The sequence below is a fragment of the Lysobacter hankyongensis genome (assembly GCF_039543145.1).
GTDB classification, from domain to species: Bacteria; Pseudomonadota; Gammaproteobacteria; order Xanthomonadales; family Xanthomonadaceae; genus Lysobacter_I; species Lysobacter_I hankyongensis.
Map to the genome: position 1 here is coordinate 311929 of NZ_BAABJE010000005.1, position 15171 is coordinate 327099.

The following is a 15171-nucleotide window of genomic DNA, read 5'->3' on the forward strand; positions in this document are numbered from 1 at the left end:
GAATGTCCGGCAAGGAGTCGCGCCTCCCGGCGCTCCTGCAAGAACCTGGATATTGCGGCCGTACAAATGCAGAGCCCGCCTTGCGGCGGGCTCCGTGGGGTAGCGGTCGGATCGTTTCGATCGCCGCGGCCGGTGGCGGCATGGCGTCAGTCGATGTCGAGGAAGCTGCGCAGTTGTTCGCTGCGGCTGGGGTGGCGCAGTTTGCGCAGGGCCTTGGCTTCGATCTGGCGGATGCGCTCGCGGGTGACGTCGAACTGCTTGCCGACTTCTTCCAGCGTGTGATCCGTGTTCATGTCGATGCCGAAGCGCATGCGCAGCACCTTGGCTTCCCGCGGAGTCAGGCCGGCGAGGACTTCACGCACGGTTTCCTGCAGGTTGATGTTGGTGGTGTTCTCGATCGGGGATTCGACGTTGGTGTCCTCGATGAAGTCGCCGAGGTGGCTGTCCTCGTCGTCGCCGATAGGAGTCTCCATCGAGATCGGTTCCTTGGCGATCTTCAGGACCTTCCGGATCTTGTCCTCCGGCATGTCCATTTCCTTCGCCAGCTCTTCCGGGGTCGCTTCGCGGCCGTACTGCTGCAGCATCTGCCGGGAAATGCGGTTGAGCTTGTTGATCGTTTCGATCATGTGCACCGGGATGCGGATGGTGCGCGCCTGATCGGCGATCGAGCGGGTGATGGCCTGGCGGATCCACCACGTGGCGTAGGTCGAGAACTTGTAGCCGCGGCGGTATTCGAACTTGTCCACGGCCTTCATCAGGCCGATGTTGCCTTCCTGGATGAGGTCGAGGAACTGCAGGCCGCGGTTGGTGTACTTCTTGGCGATGGAGATCACGAGGCGCAGGTTGGCCTCGACCATTTCCTTCTTCGCCTTGCGCGCCTTGGCTTCGCCGTAGGCCATCGCGCGGCTGATTTCCTTGATGTCCGCCAGTTCCAGGTACAGCGCCTGCTCGATGGCGATGGTCGCTTCCTGTTCGGCGATGATCTGTTCCTTCACGTCGCGCAGGCCCGAGGACCACTTCTGCTTGCGCTTGAGCATCTCGTCGACCCAGCCGAGGTTGGTCTGGTTGCCTTCCCAGGCGCGGATGAAGTCCTTGCGCGGCATCCTGGCGATGCGGGTGGAGAGGTCGAGGATGCGGCGCTCGTGTTCCTTGATCTGGCCGAGCACGTCGCGCAGCTTGCGCACGAGGGTGTCGGTCAGCGGCAGGGGAAGCTTCAGGGTCATGAACTGCTCGGCCATCTCCTCGCGGAGCTTGGCCAGCGCCTTGTTGCCGGCGCCCTGCTTGGCGTAGGCCTTCTGGAAGTGGTCGTAGCCGGCGGCCAGCACTTCCATGCGGCGCGCGACTTCGGCCGGGTCCGGGCCGGTGGGCGCGGCTTCTTCGGCGGCGCCGTCGTCTTCTTCCTCTTCGTCGATCTCGACGTCGCCGTCGGCGATTTCGGCGACCGGGATCTCTTCGGCCGGTTCTTCGACGTCGTTGAAGCCGGCGACGATGTCGGCGAGGCGCTTCTTGCCGGCCTTGTGCAGGTCGTACTCTTCGAGCAGCAACTGCACGGACCACGGGAAGCTGGCCAGCGCGGACATCATCTGGGTGAGGCCTTCCTCGATCCGCTTGGCGATGGCGATTTCGCCTTCGCGCGTCAGCAGTTCGACCGTGCCCATCTCGCGCATGTACATGCGCACGGGATCGGTGGTGCGGCCGCCTTCGCCGTCGAGCGCGGTCAGCGTGGCCGCGGCTTCTTCGGCGGCGGTGTCGTCGACTTCGCGGCCGCCGGTGTTGCCGTCGGCGAGGATCAGGGTGTCGACATCGGGCGCGACTTCGTGCACCTCGATGCCCATGCCGTTGATCATGCCGATGATGTCTTCGATCTGCTCCGGATCGACAAGGTCGTCGGGCAGGTGATCGTTGACCTCGGCATAGGTCAGGTAGCCCTGCTCCAGGCCCTTGCTGATGAGCTGCTTGATGTCGGACTGGGGAGCCGGACGTTCGTTGGCCATGGGCACGCCACCGTGGGAAAAGTGAACCCGTAATTATAACAGCCCGGGGGTCGGGCTGGGCGCCGGAACGGGTGGCATCGGCGCGGGATCGGGTCGGAACCCGTTCGAAATCCCTTCGAACTCGCCTCGAACGTCCATCGAACCTGAATCGAAGTCCGGTCGGCAGCGGGCACGAATCGGACAGGGGAGGTCGGCACAGCCCGATGTGGTGTGCGGGAGGCGGCGATTCAAGCGCGCCGCACCGCGATTCAGGCCCTTAGCAGGAAGGTGACCGGTCCGTCGTTGATCAGGCCGACCTGCATGTTCGCGCCGAAACGGCCGGTTTCGACCGATGATCTGTGCTTTGCACGGCAGTAATCGACCATTTCGGCGAAGATGTGCTCCGCTTCCACAGGCGGAGCTGCGGTGCTGAAGCTCGGGCGCAGGCCTGAACGGGTGTCGGCGGCCAGGGTGAACTGGCTCACCAGCAGTAGGCCGCCGCCAGTGTCGGCCAGGGAGAGGTTCATCTTGCCGTCGGCGTCGGAGAACACCCGGTAGCGCAGCAGGCGGTCGCCCAACTTCGCGATCTGCGCCGGGCCGTCGCCGGGCTCCACGCCGACGAGGGCCAGCAGCCCCGGGCCGATGGCGCCCACGGTCTCGCCATCGACGACGACGCGGGCTTCGGTGACGCGCTGGATCAGGGCGAGCATGGCGGTCCATGGACGGTGGGAAGCCCGCAATCGTAGACGCTGCCGCGGGTGTCGGGGCGCGAGCGGCGCGCCGGCTCCCGTAGACTTCGGCGATGACCGACGCCTTCGCCCGCCTGCTGTATCTCGTCGCCAGCGCCATCGGCCGCCTGCCATGGCCCCTGCTGCGCGCGCTGGCCGACGCCATCGCCTGGCTGTGGCGGCGCAGCGGCGGGCGCGAGAGCCGAGTGGCCGGGCGCAATCTCGAACTGGCCTATCCGGACATGCCCGCGGCCGAGCGCGAGGCGCTGCAGCGCGCGATCCTGCGCACCACCGCGCGGCAGACTCTGGAGACGCTGCGGTTGTGGACCCGGCCGCATGCGGAAAACCTGCGGATGATCCGCGAGGCGCAGGGCGTGGCGCTGTTCGATGCGGCCATCGCCGCCGGCAGGGGCGTGATCGTGGCCGCACCGCATTACGGCAATTGGGAGCTGCTGAACCAGTGGCTGGCGGCGCATACCGAACTGGCGATCCTGTACCGGCCGCCGGATTCGGCCCTGGGCGAGGCCTTCCTGCGCCGGGTGCGCGCCGACGGCGACGACCGCGTCGTGCAGATCCGCGCCGAGGCCGCGGGCATCCGCCAGTTGTTCAAGCGCCTCCGCGACGGTGGCGTGACCGGCATCCTGCCGGACCAGCAGCCGAAGAAGGGCGACGGCGAGTTCGCCGATTTCTTCGGTCGTCCGGCCTATACGATGACCCTGCTGCCGCGGCTCGCGGAGCGCAGCGGCGCCGCGGTGCTGTTCGCGTACTGCGAGCGCATCGGCGATCTCGCGTTCGCGCTGCGGATCGAACCGGCGCCCGCGGAGATCGCTTCGGACGATACGATGGTCGCGACCGCTGCGCTGAACGCGGCGGTGGAGCGTATCGCCCGCCGCGATCCGGCGCAGTACCAGTGGACCTACAAGCGCTACACGCTGCATCCGTCGATGAACCCGTACTTCAACCCGTACCGCGACCTGGAAGGCCGTGCATGACTCAGCCGTTTGACGACAGTTCCCCTGCGTTTCCCGACGCCGTGCCTGCGGAAGCACCGCCTGCGGGTGTGGCCGCCGAAGCTGCGCCGCAGCGTGATGGCGATGCCGACTGGGACGGGCCACGCGGATGGCAGCAGTTGCCGAAACGCGCGTATCGGGTGTTCCTGTACGTGTCGCTGCTGGTCGCGGCGATGCCGGCGACGATGGCGACCATGATCCTCGACGACGTGCTGGCGCGGCGCGACTGGGGCTGGATGGCGATCGCGGCGATGTGGGTTGCGACCTTCGTCGTGGCCCTGTGGGTCGCGCACAAGCGCTACCGCTACACCTTCTGGATCCTGGACGAGGACGGCTTCGCGGTGCGTCGTGGCCGGCTGTGGCAATGGGAAACGCGCGTGCCCAGTTCGCGGGTGCAGCATCTCGATCTCAAGCGCGGGCCGCTGGAACGCGCGCACAACCTGGCCTCGCTGGTGCTGCACACCGCCGGCACGCGCCTGAGCGCGGTGAGCATTTCCGGGCTGGACGATGCCGACGCCGAGCGCCTGCGCGACCACTTCAGCCGTCAGATCGACCGACAGGCCGACGATGACCACGCCTGAGTCCGTCGACCACGCGCCGATCGAGCTGCCGTCCGAGGCGCAGCCCGAACGCCGGCTGCATCCGATGTCGTGGCTGTTCGTGCTGATCCAGCAGCTCAAGCAGTTCATCGTGCCGATCCTCGCCCTGTTCCTGTTCGGACGCGGCGACCGCAACGACCTGTGGTCGCTGGTCGCGATCTGCATCCTCGGTGCGATCTCGATCTGGCAGTTCTACACCTACCGTTTCCGCATCGGCGAGGACAGCCTGCAGATCCGCAGCGGCCTGCTGCAGCGCAGCCTGCGCCAGATCCCGTTCGCGCGCATCCACAACGTCGGCCTGCACCAGACCCTGCTGCACCGGATCTTCGGCGTGGCCGAGGTGCGGCTGGAATCCGCCGGCGGCATCAAGCCGGAAGCGGAGATGCGCGTGCTGAAGCTCGACGATGCGCTGGCGCTGGAAGCGCTGGTGCGCCGCCGCCGCGGCACCTCGGCCGCGGTCGCGGCGTCCGAAGCGGCGGCGGACACCGGCGAGGTGCTGCATACGCTGTCCACCGCCGAAGTGGTGCGCGTGGGCCTGATCTCCAACCGCGGCATGATCGTGGTCGGCGGTGCGTTCGCGGCGCTGTCGCAGATCAGTCCGGATCTGGTGGAACGCGTCCTCGAGTTGATCGCCTACGGCATGTTCGGCGTGGTCGACAGCTACGGTCGCGGTCACGAAGCCGCGGCCGTGCTGCTGATGCTGATCGCCTTCATCGTGATGATCCGGATGTTCTCGGTGCTGATCGCGTTGCTGCAATACAGCGGCTTCCGGTTGGAGGAACATGGCCGCCGGCTGACGCTGGAACGCGGCCTGTTGACCCGCATCCGTACCAGCACGCCGCGTCGCCGCATCCAGTCGTGGACGCTGCGCGAGGGCATGCTGCATCGCTGGTTCGGCCGGCGCACGCTGGAAGTGGGCACGGCGGTGCTCGACAACGGGTCGCACAGCCAGCCGCGCTCGCTGCGCGAGGTCGCGCCGGTGGCCACGCCCGAACGCTGCGACGCACTGATCCGGCATCTCGCGCCGGAACTGCACTGGCCGCCGCAGGACTGGCGTCCGCTGCATCGGCTCACGTTCTGGCGGTTGTTCGTGCCGCAGCTGCTGCTGGCCGCGGTGCTCGGCGCGTGCGCGCTGTACGAGTTCGGCGCGCTCGGCTTCGTCTTCGTCGCCCTGTGGGTGCCGTGGATCGCCTACATCGCCTGGCAGAACGCGCGCCATGCCGGTTACGCCGTCGACGGTCTCACCATCGCCGCCCGCGGCGGCTGGTGGACGCGCGAGTGGCGGTTCGCCGAGATCGGCAAATTGCAGGCGATCCGTCTGGGCCAGTCGCCGCTCGATCGCAGGCTCGGCATGGCCCACCTGCTGCTCGACACCGCCGGCGGCAATGCGCTCGCGAAGCCGCTGCGCCTGCGTTTCCTGCCCGAGGCCGAGGCGCGTGCATTGCATGAAACCCTGGGCCGCGAGATCGCGCGCAATGCGTTGCGATGGTGACGACGTTCTCGTAGGACGGCCTTCAGGCCCGATCTGGGCTGATGCGATGCCTCGAGGATAAAGATCGGGCCTGAAGGCCCTCCTACGGTCGGAACTTCAGCCGAATCCCCAATACCCCAGCTTCGCGCGGATCTGCAGCGCGCGCAGGCGGCCGTCCAGCGGTTTTCCGCGCAGCCGTCCGAGCTTGCCGGCGATGAGATCCTCGGTCGCCGCGAGCACGCGTTCGGACGAACGCCCGTCGCGATACGGGTGGATGGCATCGGCGTAGGCGACGATCGCCGCGCGCAGCGCGGCGTCCGGCGCGAACGCGCGTGCGAGCATCGCAGGCAACCGCGCGGGGTCGTCGAAGTCGAGCATGTGCGGCTTCGGCGCGCGGTTGCGCAGCGTGACCACCGGTTTGTGCTGGACCACGAATTCCGAGACCACCGAGGTGGTGTCGGCCACCAGCACGTCGGCGGCGCGCTGCGCGGCCATCAGCTGCTCGGTTTCGACGAAGGCCGCGTTCGGCCCGGCGAGCGCGCGATAGCGGTCGAACAGCGCGGGCGCGCATTTCGGATGCAGGGTCAGCAGCCAGTAACGGTCGCCGCGCGCGACCTCGGCGGCGATCGCGTCGAACAGATGCGGCGCGGCGCTCAGGCGTTCGGTGAAGGTGGAGGCGAAGAGCACCGTGGCGCGACCGTCCGCCGGTGCGCGCAATGTCGCCGCCGCGCCGCCGTCGTCGCGGAACAGCGGATCGAGCTTCGGCCAGCCGGTCTCGACCACCGCGAAGTGCGGCTGCCGCGCGGCGAGGTCCCGGAACGGCGCGGTGGTCGCGGGCCCCTGGGTGCAGTACAGATCGAACAGTCCCCGCACCCGGAAATGCCCGCGGGCGTCCTCGCGCTTCTCGACGTTGAAACCGTGGAACAGCTGCACCTTCGGGCCGGTGAGGAAGGTCGGCACCCAGTTCGCGGCGCTGAACACCGCCCGCGGTCGCAGCGCCACCGCCTCGCGCAGGCTTATCATGCGCAGGGGTTCCGGCAGGCGCGCGCCCGCGGCGCCGTCGGCGAAACAGGCATGCACGCCGTGTCCCGCCGCCCGCAGCGCATCGGCGAGCGGCTGCAGGATGGGCAGCGCATAACGCTCGGTCGCGAACAACAGGTACTCCGCCATCAACACGTCTCCGCCCACGGCACCGCCGATCACTGCCTGCATTATCACGTTCAACGAGGCCGACCGCATCGGCGACTGCCTCGCCTCGCTGGATTTCTGCGCGGAGATCGTGGTGGTCGACTCGGGTTCGACCGATGACACCCGCAAGATCGCGGAAGCCGCCGGGGCGCGGGTGCTGGTACGACCCTTCGACGGCTTCCGCAGCCAGAAGCAGTTCGCGGTCGATCAGTCGACCCACCCCTGGGTGATCTGCCTCGATGCCGACGAGCGCGTGAGCCCGGAACTGCGGGCGTCGATCCTCGCCGCGCGCGACGCCGGGTTCGCCGGCGCCGACGGCTACCGTTTCGCGCGGCTGAGCGAATACTTCGGAAAATTCCTGCGCCGCGGCAACGCCTATCCCGATCGCGTGCTGCGATTGTTCGACCGCCGTCGCGGCGGCTGGCGCGGCGACCGCGAGATCCATGAGGCGGCCAGCGTCGACGGCGCGGTGAAGACGCTCGCCGGCGATCTGATCCACTACCCGTACCGTTCGCTGATGCAGCAGTTGCAGAAGACCGAGCGCTACGCGCGGATGATGGCCGAGCACGAATTCGCGCGCGGCAAGCGCGCCTCGCTGGGCAAGCTGATCCTGTCGCCGGCATGGCGGTTCTGGCGCGGCTACGTGTTCCGGCTCGGCTTCCTCGACGGCTGGCACGGTCTGGTCTACGCCTACGTCCGCGCCAACTACGTGCGCCAGAAAACGATCATGCTGTGGATGCTGGAGCGCGGGCAGCGGGTGGAGTGAACGATGCGGGCCGCGCATCAGGCCGTGCCGCTCTGCGTTTTTGCCGTCATCCTCGCGCAAGCGAGGACCCAAGCATCAGCGGCGATCGAGCCTGGGTTCCTCGCTTGCGCGAGGATGACGGTGATATTTCCCCGCGCGCCCCGAGTCACGCTTCGATTCGCCGCGCAACGCGGATCTTCACCTTCGACGCATCGCACGCAGCACACATGCCCACATCCTCCGAATTCACGAACGCACAACGCGGCACGCCCCCATGACCCTCGACACCCTGACCTTCGACAATGCTTTCCTCGCCGCACTGCCTGGCGACGACGAGACCGGCCCGCGCCGTCGCGAGGTGCGCGGCGCGCTGTGGTCGCGGGTGAAGCCCACGCCGGTGGCGGCCCCGCGCACGCTGGCGGTGTCGCGCGAGATGCTCGGCGAACTCGGCCTGGACGACGCGGACGCGGCCAGCGCGCGCTTCGCCGAGGTCTTCGCCGGCAATGCCCTGTTGCCGGGCATGGATCCGTTCGCGACCAATTACGGCGGCCATCAGTTCGGCCACTGGGCCGGGCAGCTGGGCGACGGCCGCGCGATCTCGCTCGGCGAAACCGTGAACGCCGCCGGCGCGCGCCGGGAGCTGCAGCTCAAGGGCGCCGGCCCGACGCCGTACTCGCGCAGCGCCGACGGTCGCGCGGTGCTGCGTTCGTCGATCCGCGAATTCCTGTGTAGCGAGGCGATGCATCACCTTGGCGTGCCGACCACGCGCGCGCTGTCGCTGGTGGCCACCGGCGAAGACGTGGTCCGCGACATGTTCTACGACGGCCATCCGAAGCCCGAACCCGGCGCGGTGGTGTGCCGGGTCGCGCCGTCGTTCCTGCGCCTCGGCCATTTCGAGCTGCCGGCCTCGCGCGGCGAAACCGACCTGCTGCGGCGTCTGGTCGATTTCGCGATCCGCCGCGATTTTCCGCATCTGTCCGGCAGCGGCGAAGGGCTGTACGCCGACTGGTTCGGCGAGGTGTGCACGCGCACCGCGCGGCTGATGGCCGAATGGATGCGGGTCGGATTCGTGCATGGCGTGATGAACACCGACAACCTGTCGATCCTCGGCCTCACCATCGACTACGGCCCCTATGGCTGGATCGACGACTACGACCCCGACTGGACACCGAACACCACCGATGCCGGCGGCCGCCGCTATCGCTTCGGCTGGCAGCCGGCGGTCGCGCGCTGGAATCTCGTGCGCTTCGCGCAGGCGCTGTCGCCGCTGTTCGATGGCGCCGACGCGCTGCAGGCGGGCATCGACGCCTTCGGCACGGCCTACACCGCCGCGGACCGCGACAACATCGCGCGCAAGCTCGGGCTGCACGAATGCCGCGACGGCGATGTCGCGCTGATGCGCGACCTGCATGCGCTGCTGCATGCGGCCGAGGTCGACATGACCCTGTGGTTCCGCGCGTTGACCGATTTCGATGCCGGCGCCGAGGGTGCGATGCCGACGCTGGCGCCGTTCGCGGAGGCGTTCTACGACCCGGCGAAACGCGACGCCCACGCGCCGCAACTGGTCGAGTGGCTGCAGCGCCATGCGGCCCGCCTGCGCGACGACCCCCTGCCGGCCGCGGAACGCCGCGCGCGCATGCGTCTGGCCAATCCGAAATACGTGTTGCGCAACTATCTCGCGCAGCAGGTCATCGATCGCGCCGAGGCCGGCGACCCGAGCGGCATCGCCGAGCTCCTCGACGTGTTGCGTCGCCCCTGCGACGACCAGCCCGGATGCGAACGGTTCTCGGCCAGACGCCCGGACTGGGCGCGGGACCGCGCCGGATGCTCGATGCTGTCCTGCAGCTCCTGAGCGCGTGCGGCGTCTTCACGGCCCGTCTGCGCCGGCCTTACTTGCCGGCTTTCTTCTCTTTCTTCTCCGCGCGTTTCTCTTTCAGGGTCTTCTCGGGTTTCTTCTTGTCCTGCTTTTTCTGATCCATGCCTTTGGACATGATGGGCTCCGCGGTGTCGAGTGATCGGGCGGCCAGCGTAATCCGGGCGGGGGAGTCGGTAAACCATCGCGATCCTGCGATCCGGGGTGTCCGATCACGGTCGTCCGATCACAGCTGCCCGATCGCAGCTGCCCGATCGGGATGACCCGCCTCGTCCGGGCCGGGATCTCGGCCCGGACCCTGCCGGCGGCGATTCCGGCCCGTCGGAGCTTCATCGCCGGGGCCCGGAGCCCGCCAGCGACAGGCATCTACCTTTCCCCACGCTGAATACGGGGGCGCATGCGCGCGACACTCATCCCATTTTTTTTGCGCGGCGGGCGGTTTCCGCGCTGTTCTTGCCGGGGGGCGATCGCCGACAATGGCGACGCTGTTCCTGCGCCACCCTCCCGTCATCCCGGCACGTCCCTGCGGATTGCCCCCGCAGCTCTGCCCCATCCAAAGGCCTTCCCCCGATGGCTCGCACTCTCGTCACCGGCGGCGCCGGGTTTCTCGGCTCGCATCTGTGCGACCGCCTGCTCGACGACGGACACGATGTCCTGTGCGTCGACAATTTCTTCACCGGCAGCAAGCGCAACATCGCCCATCGCCTGGAGCATCCGTACTTCGAGCTGATGCGCCACGACGTGACCTTCCCGCTCTACGTCGAGGTCGACCAGATCTACAACCTCGCCTGCCCGGCCTCGCCGGTGCACTACCAGCACGATCCGGTGCAGACCACCAAGACCAGCGTGCACGGCGCGATCAACATGCTGGGCCTGGCCAAGCGGTTGAAGGCGCGGATCCTGCAGGCCTCCACCAGCGAGGTCTACGGCGACCCGGAAGTGCATCCGCAGCCCGAGGGCTACTGGGGCCGGGTGAACCCGATCGGCATCCGCAGCTGCTACGACGAAGGCAAGCGCTGCGCCGAGACCCTGTTCTTCGATTACCATCGTCAGCACGACCTCGACATCAAGGTCGTGCGCATCTTCAACACCTACGGCCCGCGGATGCATCCGAACGACGGCCGCGTGGTCAGCAACTTCATCGTGCAGGCGCTGCGCGGCGAGGACATCACCATCTACGGCGACGGCCGCCAGACCCGCAGCTTCTGCTACGTCGACGACCTGATCGAGGCGTTCGTGCGGATGATGGGCACCGGGGCCGGCTTCACCGGCCCGATCAACATCGGCAATCCCGGCGAGTTCACCATGATCGAACTCGCCGAGAAGGTGCTGGCGCTGGTCGGCGGCCGGTCGAAGCTGGTGTTCCGGCCGCTGCCTTCGGACGATCCGAAGCAGCGCCAGCCCGACATCGCGCTGGCGAAATCCGTGCTCGACTGGCAGCCGAAGGTCGCGCTGGACGACGGGCTGAAGGAAACCATCGCCTACTTCCGCCGCACCCTGGACGGGGCCGCGGCATGAGCGAGGCGACCACCACCTTCGGGGTCGTCGTCACCTGCTACAACTACCGCGATTTCGTGGTCGAGGCGGTGGACAGCGCGCTGGCGCAGACGCGGCCGCCGAAGCGGATCGTGGTGGTCGACGACGGTTCGAAGGACGGTTCGCAGGATCTCCTGCGCGAACGCTACGGCGACGATGCGCGGGTGACCCTGCTGTTCTGCGAGAACGGCGGCCAGCTGGTCGCGTTCCAGCGCGGCCTCGCCGCCACCGACGCCGACGTGATCTGTTTCCTGGATGCCGACGATCGCTGGGAACCGGCGCATCTGGAGAAGATCGGCGCGATCTACGACCGCCGCCGCGACGTCGATTTCGTGTTCAACGACATCGTGCTGTTCGGCAACGAATCGCGCACGATCGCCTTCGCCGATCGCGAGATGGATCTGGGCTACACCGCGATCGCGACCTGCGAACTGGTGCACTGGTACGGCGCGCCGACCTCCGCCATCTCGCTGCGCCGCACGATGGCCGAGCGCTGCCTCGACCTGCCCGCGCACGTCGCGAAGATCTGGCGATTGTCGGCGGACAATTGCCTGGTCTACGGCGCCAGCGTGTTCGCGGGGCGCAAGTATTTCCTGCCCACCGGCACCGTTGGCTACCGCATCCACGGCAAGAACGGCTGGTGGTCCAATCGCGGCCCGACCGAGACCTATCTCAATCGCCTGCGCTCGCGCGGCCTGGTGGCCGAATACGCGCGCATGGCCGGGGTCGTGCCCGAGGCCATCGAGCTGGTGAAACACGAGTTCAAGACCAAGCCCGACCCCGACTGGCGGGAAATCCGCCGCTACGCGGGGTTGGCGCTGCGGACCCGGGGCAGCGTGTTCAAGCGCACGGAGCGCGCGTTGAGCATCCTGACCCATCGCCTGAAATCCCCGAAACGCTCCAAGGACTGAGGACGCGCGACATGAAGGTGCTGCTCACGAACTTCCATGAAGGCGACGGCGGCGGCCACACCACCTATCTGCTGGCGCTGGCCCGCGGACTGGCGGCCGCCGCGCACGAGGTGCATCTGGCCGCGCCGCCGACCAGTCGCCTGTATCGCGAAGCATCGGCGCTCGCGGGCGTACGCACGCTGGCGCAGCCGTTTCCGAACGGGCTGTCGCAACTCGCGGCGGCGGCGCGCGCGCGCCGGCAACTGCGCGAGTATCTGCGCCGGCACGACTTCGACATCGTCCACGTCAACGGTTCCACCGATCACCGCATGGTGCTGTCGGCGAGCGCGCGCCTGCCGCACCTGCCGAAGATCGTCTTCACCAAGCACAACTCCAAGGCCGCGCAGGGCCTGACCCATCGCTGGCGCGCGCGCCGCACCGACGCGGTGATCGCGGTCAGCGAGTCCACCCGGCGCATGCTGGAAGCCACGCCCTACGCGCGTTGCCGGTTGCGCACCGTGCGCAACGGCGTGGACGTGGCCCGCTTCGCGCCCTGGCCCTCGGCCCGCGACGACGAGCGCGACGCTCTGCGCCGTCGCTGCATCGGCGATGCGCGGCTGCTGCTCGGCAGCAATGCCGGCACCGCCGAGCACAAGGGCTGGATGGATCTGCTCGACGCCCTCGCCGCGCTGCCGCAGGAACGGCGCGCGCAGGTCGCGGTGCTGCTGTGCGGCCGACCGCCGTCGCCGGAGCAGCGCCAGCGCATCGAAGCGCTCGGCCTGCAGGACCGCGTGCATTTCACCGGCCTGCTGGACGACGTGCGTCCGGCGATCGCCGCGATCGACGCCGGCTTCGTGCTCTCGCACGCGGTCGAGACGATTTCCTTCGCCTGCCGCGAAATGATGGCGATGGGCAAGCCGGTGCTGGTCAGCGATTACGCGGGCCTGCCCGAGAACATCGACGAGGGCGTCGACGGCTTCGTGGTGCCGGTGCGCGATCGCGACGCCATCGCCGCCGCGGTGCTGCGGATGCTCGACGCCCACGACCGCCTGCCGGCGATGGGCGCCGCCGCCCGGCGCAAGGCCGAACGCGAATTCGGCCTCTCGACGTTCATCGCCGCCACCGAAGCGGTCTACACCGAGCTGATGCCCACGCTCGCGCCGGTCCTGCACGGTCGCGCGAACGAGACGTTGACGACGCGGGCGCATTGAGCAAGGCGAAGCGGTCGCGCCCGCGGCCGGCTACACTGTCGCCATGCCTCTTCTGACCTTGAATGACGTCGACTTCGGCGTCGGCGGCCCGCTGCTGCTCGACGGCGTGGACCTCGCCATCGAACCCGGCGAACGCATCGCCCTGATCGGCCGCAACGGCGCCGGCAAATCCACCCTGCTGCGTTTGCTGGCCGGCGAGCACAAGCCCGACGACGGCGACATCCGCGTCGAGGGCGGCGTGCGCATCGCCCGGCTCGAACAGGAAGTGCCGGCGGACGCCAGCGGCACCGTGTTCGACGTGGTTGCGGCCGGGCTCGGCGCGCTTGGCGCGCTGCTGGCCGACTATCACCACCTGATCCATGCCGACGAGATCGACACCGACCGCCTCGCGGTCGTGCAGTCGAAGATCGAGGACGCAGGTGGCTGGTCGGTGGACCAGCGGGTGACCGAAACCCTGGCGCGGCTGGACCTGGACGGCGATGCCGACTTCGGGCGCCTGTCCGGCGGCATGAAGCGTCGCGTGCTGCTGGCGCGCGCGCTGGTGTCGGCGCCGGACCTGCTGCTGCTGGACGAGCCGACCAACCATCTCGACATCGCCGCGATCGACTGGCTCGAAGGTTTCCTGAAAGCCTGGCCGGGCGCGCTGGTGTTCGTCACCCACGACCGCCGCTTCCTGCGCGCGCTGGCGACGCGGATCGTGGAGATCGATCGCGGCCAGCTCACCAGCTGGCCCGGCGACTGGAACAACTATCTCCGTCGCCGCGAGGAGCGGCTCAACGCCGAGGCGCAGGAGAACGCGCGCTTCGACAAGCTGCTGGCGCAGGAAGAAGTGTGGATCCGCCAAGGCATCAAGGCCCGCCGCACCCGCGACGAAGGCCGCGTGCGCCGGCTGAAGGCGATGCGCGACGAGCGCGCCCAGCGCCGCGAGCTGTCCGGCAACGTGCGCATGGAAGCGGCGCAGGCCGCGGCCTCGGGCAAGAAGGTGATCGAGGCCAAGGACGTGTCGTTCGTGTTCGGCGCGCGCACGCTGGTGAAGGATTTCTCGACCACGATCCTGCGCGGCGACCGCATCGGCCTGATCGGCGCCAACGGCAGCGGCAAGACCACGCTGCTGAAACTGCTGCTCGGGGATCTGAAGCCGCAGTCGGGCGAAGTGAAGATCGGCACCCAGCTGCAGGTCGCGTATTTCGACCAGTACCGCTCGACCCTGCGCGAGGACTGGAACGCGATCGAGAACGTCGCCGAAGGCAAGGATTTCGTCGAGATCAACGGCCGCCAGAAGCACGCGATCGGCTATCTGCAGGATTTCCTGTTCACGCCGGAACGCGCGCGCGCGCCGATCACCCGCCTCTCCGGCGGCGAGCGCAACCGGCTGCTGCTGGCGAAGCTGTTCGCGCAGCCGTCCAATCTGCTGGTGATGGACGAACCGACCAACGATCTCGATGTCGAAACCCTGGAGCTGCTGGAAGAGCTGCTGGGCGAATATCCGGGCACGCTGCTGCTGGTGAGCCACGACCGCGATTTCCTCGACAGCGTGGTCACCTCGACGATCGTGATGCCCGACGCCAGCGCTTCTGGCGCCGGACGGATCGAGGAATACGTCGGCGGATACAGCGATTGGCTGCGGCAGCGTCCGGCACCGGGCGAATCGGCGAAGGCCGCAGTCGCGGCCGCGTCGAAAGCCGCAGCGCCGACACCCACACCCGCCGCGGCCGTGCCGAAGCGGAAACTCAGCTACAAGGACCAGCGCGAACTCGAAGCGCTGCCGCAGACCATCGAGGATCTCGAAACGCGGATCGCGGCGATGACCGCGGCGATGCACGAGCCCGCGTTCTTCCAGCGCGATCACGCTGCGGTCGCCGCGCACAATGCCGCGCTGTCGGCGGCGCAGGCGGAACTGGAGCAGGCCTACGCGCGCTGGGAAGCGCTCGAATCCGAATAGGCGGT

Annotated in this window: 12 protein-coding genes; 9 read left to right on the forward strand and 3 right to left on the reverse strand. The window is 68.4% G+C overall.

Translation table 11 applies throughout. The features are described from left to right. Window positions 1-146: 146 nt before the first annotated feature. Window positions 147-1994 (reverse strand): RNA polymerase sigma factor RpoD, encoded by a 1848-nt coding sequence (rpoD, locus tag ABD974_RS07365; protein ID WP_345302654.1) that lies wholly within the window; start codon window positions 1992-1994, stop codon window positions 147-149. Between the two features lie 248 nt (window positions 1995-2242). After that, complete coding sequence (gene dtd, locus ABD974_RS07370) at window positions 2243-2683, reverse strand: D-aminoacyl-tRNA deacylase (RefSeq protein WP_345302655.1); 441 nt, start codon at window positions 2681-2683, stop codon at window positions 2243-2245. 92 nt (window positions 2684-2775) lie between these two features. Here dtd and ABD974_RS07375 point away from each other — a divergent pair, with 92 nt between their 5' ends. Genes ABD974_RS07375 through ABD974_RS07385 form a run of 3 tightly spaced genes read left to right on the forward strand, consistent with a single transcriptional unit; the run spans window position 2776 to window position 5802 of the window. Then, entirely contained in the window at window positions 2776-3693 is a 918-nt protein-coding gene (locus ABD974_RS07375; protein ID WP_345302656.1) for a lauroyl acyltransferase, read from the forward strand. Further along, complete coding sequence (locus tag ABD974_RS07380; protein WP_345302657.1) at window positions 3690-4292, forward strand: PH domain-containing protein; 603 nt, start codon at window positions 3690-3692, stop codon at window positions 4290-4292. The genes ABD974_RS07375 and ABD974_RS07380 overlap by 4 nt, the downstream gene beginning before the upstream one ends. Then, on the forward strand, window positions 4279-5802 hold the full coding sequence (locus ABD974_RS07385; protein ID WP_345302658.1) for a PH domain-containing protein: 1524 nt from the start codon (window positions 4279-4281) through the stop codon (window positions 5800-5802). The genes ABD974_RS07380 and ABD974_RS07385 overlap by 14 nt, the downstream gene beginning before the upstream one ends. A 96-nt stretch (window positions 5803-5898) precedes the next feature. Here ABD974_RS07385 and ABD974_RS07390 read toward each other — a convergent pair whose 3' ends face one another. Then, window positions 5899-6954: a CDP-glycerol glycerophosphotransferase family protein gene (locus ABD974_RS07390; RefSeq protein ID WP_345302796.1), complete on the reverse strand. Its 1056-nt coding sequence runs from the start codon at window positions 6952-6954 to the stop codon at window positions 5899-5901. Here ABD974_RS07390 and ABD974_RS07395 point away from each other — a divergent pair. From ABD974_RS07395 to ABD974_RS07420, 6 genes are all read left to right on the forward strand, one after another. After that, window positions 6950-7735: a glycosyltransferase family 2 protein gene (locus ABD974_RS07395; RefSeq protein ID WP_345302797.1), complete on the forward strand. Its 786-nt coding sequence runs from the start codon at window positions 6950-6952 to the stop codon at window positions 7733-7735. The genes ABD974_RS07390 and ABD974_RS07395 overlap by 5 nt on opposite strands. 253 nt (window positions 7736-7988) lie before the next feature. After that, on the forward strand, window positions 7989-9566 hold the full coding sequence (locus tag ABD974_RS07400) for a protein adenylyltransferase SelO (protein WP_345302659.1): 1578 nt from the start codon (window positions 7989-7991) through the stop codon (window positions 9564-9566). 591 nt (window positions 9567-10157) lie between these two features. Then, window positions 10158-11105, forward strand: coding sequence for a UDP-glucuronic acid decarboxylase family protein (locus ABD974_RS07405; RefSeq protein WP_345302660.1), 948 nt, complete (start codon window positions 10158-10160; stop codon window positions 11103-11105). After that, window positions 11102-12034, forward strand: coding sequence for a glycosyltransferase (locus ABD974_RS07410; RefSeq protein ID WP_345302661.1), 933 nt, complete (start codon window positions 11102-11104; stop codon window positions 12032-12034). Before ABD974_RS07405 ends, ABD974_RS07410 begins: the two co-directional genes overlap by 4 nt. Before the next feature lie 11 nt (window positions 12035-12045). Beyond that, complete coding sequence (locus ABD974_RS07415; protein WP_345302662.1) at window positions 12046-13224, forward strand: glycosyltransferase family 4 protein; 1179 nt, start codon at window positions 12046-12048, stop codon at window positions 13222-13224. A 43-nt stretch (window positions 13225-13267) separates the two neighbouring features. Beyond that, window positions 13268-15166: an ATP-binding cassette domain-containing protein gene (locus tag ABD974_RS07420; RefSeq protein WP_345302663.1), complete on the forward strand. Its 1899-nt coding sequence runs from the start codon at window positions 13268-13270 to the stop codon at window positions 15164-15166. Window positions 15167-15171 lie beyond the last annotated feature (5 nt).